The organism is Microvirga calopogonii (assembly GCF_003347665.1).
Classification (GTDB): Bacteria; Pseudomonadota; Alphaproteobacteria; order Rhizobiales; family Beijerinckiaceae; genus Microvirga; species Microvirga calopogonii.
Genome location: NZ_QDGA01000020.1, coordinates 85,539 through 92,779, shown reverse-complemented (window position 1 = coordinate 92,779; position 7,241 = coordinate 85,539). Strand labels below are relative to the sequence as shown.

The window sequence follows — 7,241 nt, the reverse complement described above, 5'->3', positions numbered from 1 at the left end:
CCCGAGATCTGGCTCGCCGCGTCCGAGCACAGGAACACGGCCAGCGCCGCGACCTGATCGACGGTCACGAACTGCTTGGTGGGCTGCGCCTCCAGCAGCACGTCGTTGATCACCTGCTCCTTGGTCAGCCCGCGCGCCTTCATGGTGTCGGGGATCTGCTTTTCGACCAGCGGCGTCCAGACATAGCCGGGGCTGATGCAGTTGACCGTGATCCCGTCGGTCGCCACCTCGAGCGCCACCGTCTTGGTGAGGCCGGCGATGCCGTGCTTGGCCGCCACATAGGCCGACTTGAACGGCGAGGCCACGAGCGAATGGGCCGAGGCCGTGTTGATGATGCGGCCCCATTGGCGCGCCTTCATGCCCGGCACCGCGGCGCGGATCGCGTGGAACGCGGACGACAGGTTGATGGCGATGATCTGGTCCCATTTCTCGACCGGGAAGTTCTCCACCGGCGAGACGAACTGGATGCCCGCGTTGTTGACGAGGATGTCGACGCCCCCGAAGGTGCGCTCGGCCAGGCGGATCATCTCCTCGATCTCGTGCGGCTTCGACATGTCGGCCGGCGAATGGATCGCCTTGACGCCGAACTCGCTCTCGATGGCGGCACGCTCCTTCTCGATGGCGTCCGCATCGCCGAAGCCGTTGATGACCACATTGGCGCCCTCCTTGGCGAGAGCGCGGGCGATGGCGAGGCCGATGCCGCTGGTCGAGCCTGTCACGACAGCAGTCTTGGATGTCAAAGTCATGATCTACTCCGCGTAAGCCTGGGCTCCAGGCATGAGATGGGGGATGGCATAACACGAACAAGAAGGCGAAGGTCAGCCTAGCAAAAAGGAGCACGGAAGGCTGACCCTCCGGCAATCCCCTCATCTGCTTGGGATGCATGGCCCGTTGGCTCCGGGACCTGTTGCCGGATCGGCAGCAATATGGGATTCGGGCACGAGGCCCTTCCGGATCGTCAACAGGGGTGCATCGTGGCGACACCGAAAATACTTCCCTGCGGCGACAGCGCCGTGACCGTCGAGTTCGGCTCCACGATCGACCCGGACATCAACGGCATGGTCCTGGCCCTGGACGACATCGTCCGAAGCCGCGCCCCGGCCGGCCTGATCGAGACGGTGCCCACTTATCGCTCCCTCACGATCCAGTTCGACCCGGTGACTACCGATTATGACGCCCTGGTCGGCCTTCTGGAAGCCGAAACGCAGAACCTGCCGCCCCGCAACGCCGTGGGCCGGCGCTGGCGCGTGCCGGTGGTCTATGGCGGCGAGTACGGCATCGATCTGGAAGAGGTGGCGAGCCTGCACGGCCTGACGCCGAACCAAGTGATCGACATCCATTCCTCGGCCATCTACCGGATCTACATGATCGGCTTCCTGCCGGGCTTCACCTATCTTGGGGGCCTCGACAAACGGATCGCCACGTCCCGTCGGCTTCATCCCCGGGCGAAGATCCCGGCCGGCACGATCATGATCGGCGGCGAGCAGGCGGGCATCGCTCCCATGGACATGCCGAGCGGCTGGCACAATCTCGGGCTGACGCCGGTTCGGCCCTATGCGCCGGGGCGCGACCCGGTCTTCCTGTTCGCGGCCGGCGACGAGATTGTCTTCGAGCCGGTCGATTCATCGCGCTGGGAGGCGCTGGAGAAGGCGTCGCTCGCCGGCGAACCCGTGGCCGAGGAGGTGCGCCCATGACCGATCTCGTGGTGAAATCCTGCGGCCCGATGACCTCCCTGCAGGATCGCGGGCGTCTCGGCTACCAGGGCTCCGGCGTCTCGCCCTCGGGTGCCATGGATCGCCGCGCGCTGGCAATGGCGAATGCGCTCGTCGGCAACGCGCCCGAGACGGCCGCCATCGAGTTCGTCAATCTCGGCGGCGCCTTCACGTCCGAGGGCGGCGACCTCCATCTGGCGCTCGCCGGCGCCGGATGTTCCTGCAGCATCGATGGAACGCCTGTCGCTCCACAGACCTCCGTAGTTCTCAAGGAGGGGCAGGTTCTGGAGGTGGGGCATCCGCGAAGCGGCACCTTCGCCTACCTTGCCGTTGCGGGAGGCTTTGCGGTCGAGCCGGAACTGGGAAGCCTGTCGTTCCATCTGCGCTCCCGTCTCGGCGGCCTGAAGGGCGCGCCGCTGAAAGCGGGAGACCGCCTCCCGGGCCGGACCGAAGCCCAGGACCGGGAACCGATGCAGCTCACCGCCGATGTGATGGAGGAGAGCGGCCCGATCCGCGTGATGCTGGGGCCGCAGGACGATTACTTCACGCCGGAAACAATCCGGACCTTTCTGGAGAGCGAATTCACCATCAGCCCCCAGGCCGACCGCATGGGCTTCCAGCTCACCGGCCCGCGCCTTGAACATGCCAAGGGATTCAACATCGTCTCGGACGGGATCGTGGACGGCCATATCCAGGTGCCGGGCAGCGGCCAGCCCATCGTGCTGATGCGCGACCGGCAGACGGCGGGAGGCTATCCGAAGATCGCCACCGTGATCAGCGCCGATCTCGCCCGCTTCGCCCAGATGCGCCCCGGATCGACCGTGCGCTTCAAGGCCGTGGAGCGTGACGAGGCTCTGGCCGCCGCGCGTCGGCTGAAGGACTGGATGGCCTCCCTGCCCTCGAGCCTCACGCCCGTGCGCTTCGCGCTCACGACGGAGCATCTTCTGAGCCGCAACCTGATCGGCGGCACGGTCGACGCGCTCGCCGCCGCATCGGCCGAGCACGGCGATTGAAACAAAAAGGGCGCCGAACCAGCGGCGCCCTTTTTCATCTTATTTCGCCTGCGTCTTCGTTTTGACGCCGCTCTCTTCGCTGCGGTCCGGCGCTCCTGCGGCCTTGGCCTCGCGGCGGCGCGCGTGCAGGATCCATTCGGTATAGCCGTTGGGCTGCTCGGCGCCCTTGAAGACCAGATCGCAGGCGGCGTTCCAGGCCGGGCCTTCGAATTTGGGCGCCATCGGACGGTAGACCGGATCACCCGCATTCTGCCGGTCCACCACCGTGGCCATGCGGCGCAGGGTTTCCATGACCTGGTCCTTCGACACGATGCCGTGGCGCAGCCAGTTGGCGAGGTGCTGGCTCGAGATGCGTAAGGTGGCGCGGTCTTCCATCAGCCCCACATCGTGGATGTCCGGCACCTTGGAGCAGCCGACGCCCTGGTCGATCCAGCGCACCACGTAGCCGAGAATGCCCTGACAGTTGTTGTCGAGTTCCTGCTGGACCGCTTCCGGCGCCCAGTTCGACTGCGACACCGGGATGGTCAGGATATCGGACAGTTTGGCGCGTGGGCGCTCCTTCAGCTCCTCCTGACGGACCGGAACGTCGATCTCATGGTAATGCAGCGCGTGCAGCGTCGCGGCGGTGGGCGACGGCACCCAGGCGGTGTTGGCGCCGGCCTGCGGATGGCCGATCTTCTGCACCAGCATGTCGGCCATCTTGTCGGGCGCGGCCCACATGCCCTTGCCGATCTGCGCCTTGCCGGGCAGGCCGCAGAGGAGGCCCACATCCACGTTGTTGTCTTCGTAGGCCTTGATCCAGGCGGTCGACTTCATGTCGTTCTTGCGGATCATGGGGCCGGCTTCCATCGAGGTATGGATCTCGTCGCCGGTGCGGTCGAGGAAGCCCGTGTTGATGAACACGATGCGCTCGGCAGCCGCCTTGATGCAGGCCTTGAGGTTGACGGTGGTACGCCGCTCCTCGTCCATGATGCCCATCTTGAGCGTGTTGCGGGCAAGGCCCAGCATGTCCTCGACGGCCGCGAAGAGATCGTTGGCGAAAGCGACCTCGTCGGGCCCGTGCATCTTGGGCTTCACGATGTAGACCGAGCCGGCGCGGCTGTTGCGGATCGGCCCCGAGGCCTTCAGGTCGTAGATCGCGATCAGCGACGTGACGGCGGCATCGAGGATGGTCTCGGGGATCTCCTGCCCCTCCTCGTCCAGCACCGCATCGGTGAACATGTGGTGGCCGACATTGCGGACCAGCATGAGGCTGCGCCCGTGCAGGCGCAGCTCGCCGCTGTTGGGCATCGTATAAACCCGGTCGGGATTGAGACGGCGCTCGACGGTCTTGCCGCCCTTCTCGAAGCTCTCGACCAAGTCGCCCTTCATCAGCCCGAGCCAGGTGCGGTAGACCTGAACCTTGTCCTCGGCGTCCACGGCCGCCACGGAATCCTCCAGGTCCATGATGGTGGAGATGGCCGATTCCAACACCACGTCGGCGATGCCGGCCGGATCCTCGGCACCGATCGGATGCGAGCGGTCGATCCGGATGTCGAGATGCAGGTTGTTGTGGCGCAGGAGCACGGAGGACGGGTTGGCCGCCTCGCCCTGGTAGCCGATGAACTGGGTCGGATCGATCAGGCCGGTCTCGGTGCCGTCCTGCAGGGTGACGATGAGCCCTCCGTCCCGATCGGCATAACCGGCCGCATCCCGATGGCTGCCGCCGGCGAGCGGAGCGGCCCGGTCCAGCACCTCGCGGGCGCGCTCCACGACCTTGGCCCCGCGCTCCTTGTTGTAGCCGCCGGACCGGTTGGCGCCGTCCTCCTCCGGAATGGCATCGGTGCCGTAGAGGGCATCGTAGAGGCTGCCCCAGCGGGCGTTGGCGGCATTGAGCGCATAGCGGGCATTGGAGACCGGCACGACGAGCTGGGGGCCGGCGATGCGGGCGATCTCGTCATCGACGTGCTGGGTCTGGACGGAGAAATCCTCCGGCTCGGGCAGGAGATAGCCGATGTCGCGCAGGAAACGCTCATAATCCGCCTGGTCGAAGGGCTTGCCGGCGCGGGCACGATGGTACTCGTCGATCTGGCCCTGGATCTTGTCGCGGACGGCGAGCAGCTCGCGGTCCCGGGGAGCGAAGTCCCGGACGAGCCCGGCCAGGCCGGCCCAGAAGGCGGAACTCGATACTCCCGTGCCCGCCAGTGCTTCCCGTTCGATGAAATCGTGGAGAACCGGTGCAACCTGGAGGCCGTTCGTCTGGACGCGCGTCGTCATCGTTCCCGCTTTCGGTGGCTAATGGGCTTTGCCTTAGCTTAAGGCGTTGTGACTAAAAATGAAGATCGACGTCATTTCCATGAGCAAAAGGACGAACGACCGCTCCGGACGGAGCCTATGCTTTGGGATTAGATTCGGCCCTCCAACCGGGCCGGTGCAACAAAAAAGCCGCCTGGGCGGCGGCTGTTTTTGAGGAATTTGGTGGAGCCAGGCGGGATCGAACCGCCGACCTCTTGCATGCCATGCAAGCGCTCTCCCAGCTGAGCTATGGCCCCATTATGGCCGCGGCGTGGGGTGCCGCGGCGATCTCTGTCGAAGCAGAGGCGTCTCTATAGTCGCCTCTGATCCGAGGTTCAAGCCTCTTCGTCGTCTTCCAGATCGCTGTCGATCAGGTCGGACACGTCGTCGTCGCCCTCTTCCTCGTCCTCGAGGAAGGTATCGTCGTCGGCCACGTCGTCGCCCACGTCGATATCGTCATCGACCGGGATGTCCTTCTCGTTCTCGCCGGCCTCGACCTCGTCGAGGGAGACCATCTCCGGCCCGGTCGTTTCGAGATCGGTCTCGTCGTCATCGGTGGCGGCGGCACGGGCCACCACGGGAGCGGCGACGCGGCTCATGGCAGTAGCCTGGAAGACGGTGCCGCATTTCGGGCAGACCGCCGGGTCCTTGTTGAGATCGTAGAATTTTGCGCCGCAGCTCATGCACTGGCGCTTCAAGCCGAGTTCCGGTTTGGCCACGGTGATTGCCTTCAGGTGTGAATGGTTGGGAACGCTCCGTTAGTCATGAGGGAATGGCTTGTCAAATAGGAAATTGCAAGAGCGGGCGAAGGCTCGTGCCAGCTTGCGCGTGACGGCGGGAAAACCCCGTGTTAGGAGCGCGCCCTGATAAGGAGTCTTGAGGAACCCGAAATGTCGCACGCGCACGGATCGCCGTCCCCTGTCGCCAGCAGGTCTGGAACGCCCCTGAAAGGGCGCATCCGCGTGCCCGGCGACAAGTCGATTTCGCATCGCTCGATGATCTTCGGGCTTCTCTCCATCGGCGAGACCCGGGTCGAAGGCCTCTTGGAGGGTGACGACGTGCTCCGCACTGCGGAAGCCTGCCGGGCGCTCGGCGCCACCATCACCCGCGAAGCGCCGGGCCGGTGGCGGATCGTCGGCGTGGGCATCGGCGGCCTGACGGAACCCAAGGACGTTCTCGATTTCGGCAATGCGGGCACCGGCTCGCGCCTCATGATGGGCGTGGCGGGGAGCCACCCGATCACGAGCACCTTCGACGGCGACGCTTCGCTGCGCAAGCGCCCCATGCGCCGGATCCTCGACCCGCTGACGAAGATGGGCGTGACCGTGGTCAGCGAGGCCGAGGGCGGACGGGTGCCCCTCACGCTGCGCGGCCCGAAGGAGACGATCCCGATCACCTACGAGACCCCGGCCGCCTCGGCCCAGATCAAGTCCGCGATCCTGCTCGCCGGCCTCAACTCCCCGGGCAAGACGACCGTGATCGAGCGCGAAGCCACCCGCGACCACACGGAGCGGATGCTGCGCCATTTCGGTGCGAGCGTCGAAGTCGTCCCGCACGGCGCGGACGGTCGCGCGATCACGCTCCTGGGCCAGCCCGAGCTGCGCGGCACCGACATCGTCGTGCCGACGGACCCCTCCTCGGCAGCCTTCCCCCTGGTGGCCGCGCTGATTACCCCCGGGTCCGACGTGGTGATCGAGGGCGTGATGATGAACCCGCTGCGGACGGGCCTCATCACCACGCTGATCGAGATGGGCGCCTCCATCGAGCGCCTGAACGAGCGGGACGAAGGCGGCGAGACGGTCGCCGACCTGCGCGTCCGCCACAGCCGCCTGACCGGCGTCACGGTCCCCCATGCCCGGGCGCCGTCCATGATCGACGAGTACCCGGTCCTGGCCGTCGCAGCCTCCTTCGCCCAGGGCACGACCCGGATGCAGGGGCTCCATGAGCTGCGCGTGAAGGAATCCGACCGCCTTGCGGCCGTCGCCGCAGGTCTCGCGGAAGCCGGCGTCGAGCACGAGATCCAGGGCGACGACCTCCTCGTCCATGGATCGAACGGAAAGGTTCGCGGGGGCGGCAACCCGGTGGCCACCCATCTCGACCATCGCATCGCCATGGCGTTCCTGGTCATGGGCCTGGCGACGGACCAGCCGATGACGGTCGATGACGGGGCCATGATCGCCACGAGCTTCCCGTCCTTCATCCCGCTCATGCGCGAGCTCGGCGCCACGATCCAGGATTGAGC

6 protein-coding genes and 1 tRNA gene are annotated in these 7,241 nt (G+C 66.2%); 3 read left to right on the top strand and 4 right to left on the bottom strand.

The genetic code is table 11. The features are described 5' to 3' along the window. Positions 1–746: 3-hydroxybutyrate dehydrogenase (locus DDF70_RS16895; RefSeq protein WP_114946027.1), on the bottom strand; the 746-nt coding region annotated here is incomplete at its 3' end. Between the two features lie 228 nt (positions 747–974). On the opposite strand from DDF70_RS16895, the gene pxpB reads away from it, so the two are divergent. Beyond that, the gene (gene pxpB / locus DDF70_RS16890; protein WP_245435519.1) at positions 975–1,694 is read left to right on the top strand and encodes a 5-oxoprolinase subunit PxpB; all 720 of its coding nucleotides are present in this window, start codon (positions 975–977) and stop codon (positions 1,692–1,694) included. Further along, positions 1,691–2,725 (top strand): 5-oxoprolinase subunit C family protein, encoded by a 1,035-nt coding sequence (locus DDF70_RS16885; protein ID WP_114946025.1) that lies wholly within the window; start codon positions 1,691–1,693, stop codon positions 2,723–2,725. The genes pxpB and DDF70_RS16885 overlap by 4 nt, the downstream gene beginning before the upstream one ends. Before the next feature lie 39 nt (positions 2,726–2,764). On the opposite strand, the gene DDF70_RS16880 is transcribed toward DDF70_RS16885, so the two are convergent. From DDF70_RS16880 to DDF70_RS16870, 3 genes are all read right to left on the bottom strand, one after another. Further along, the gene (locus DDF70_RS16880) at positions 2,765–4,981 is read right to left on the bottom strand and encodes a malate synthase G (RefSeq protein ID WP_114946024.1); all 2,217 of its coding nucleotides are present in this window, start codon (positions 4,979–4,981) and stop codon (positions 2,765–2,767) included. Between the two features lie 199 nt (positions 4,982–5,180). Further along, positions 5,181–5,256 (bottom strand) — tRNA-Ala (locus DDF70_RS16875). Positions 5,257–5,334: 78 nt separating this feature from the next. Continuing rightward, on the bottom strand, positions 5,335–5,718 hold the full coding sequence (locus DDF70_RS16870) for a TIGR02300 family protein (RefSeq protein WP_114946023.1): 384 nt from the start codon (positions 5,716–5,718) through the stop codon (positions 5,335–5,337). 171 nt (positions 5,719–5,889) lie between these two features. Here DDF70_RS16870 and aroA point away from each other — a divergent pair, with 171 nt between their 5' ends. After that, entirely contained in the window at positions 5,890–7,239 is a 1,350-nt protein-coding gene (gene aroA / locus DDF70_RS16865) for a 3-phosphoshikimate 1-carboxyvinyltransferase (protein ID WP_114946022.1), read from the top strand. Positions 7,240–7,241 lie beyond the last annotated feature (2 nt).